This is a genomic window from Oleiphilus sp. HI0128, assembly GCF_001635365.1.
On the sequence record NZ_LWGG01000228.1, the window covers coordinates 1 to 736 of the forward strand.

Below are 736 nucleotides of genomic sequence, written 5' to 3' on the forward strand. Positions count from 1 at the left end.
GTTCTGTTAATTGCGGTTTTGATTACTGGATGTACTCAATCTCAGACAGAAACTGTTGATGGCATAGGTTCGGTCGAAGGTTTTTCCCCCGCCACCCAGATAACACAAAAAATGAATCAGGCTGTCGAAGCGCAACTTCCCCTCAAAGATTCTGAAGATATCGCACAATCCAAACGAGGCTTCATAGCCACGGTAGAAGGCCTTCAAGTATCCGCCTCCGGAAAATTGGCCTGGAACACAAAGGCCTATGAGTTCATACAAGGACAAGCTCCTGCAACTGTAAATCCTAGTCTTTGGCGGCAGGCGGGACTCAACAACAGGCATGGTTTGTATCAGTTATCAGAGGGGATATATCAGGTTCGTGGTTTCGATCTGGCCAATATGACCGTGATTCGTGGAGAGACGGGCTGGATCGTGATAGACCCGTTAACCACAGTGGAAACGGCACGCGTGGCAATGAAACTGGTAAATGATCAATTAGGAAAAAGACCCGTTAGCGCCATTTTGTTCACCCATTCTCATATTGATCACTTTGGCGGTGCCCATGGCATTGCCTCTCCAGAACAAGTCAGCCAACAGCAACTTAAAGTGATCGCGCCAGAAGGCTTTATGGAAGAGGCCACCAGTGAAAATGTGGTGGCAGGCATGGCAATGGGACGTCGCTCTATGTACATGTACGGAAAGCGATTACCTAAATCTGAAAGAGGGCATGTGGGCTCTGGCTTAGGTAAGGAAC

General features: G+C 48.2%; 1 protein-coding gene. It reads left to right on the top strand.

The features are described 5' to 3' along the window. The coding region (locus A3763_RS03085; protein WP_197482719.1) for an MBL fold metallo-hydrolase at positions 1-736 on the top strand (736 nt) is incomplete at both ends.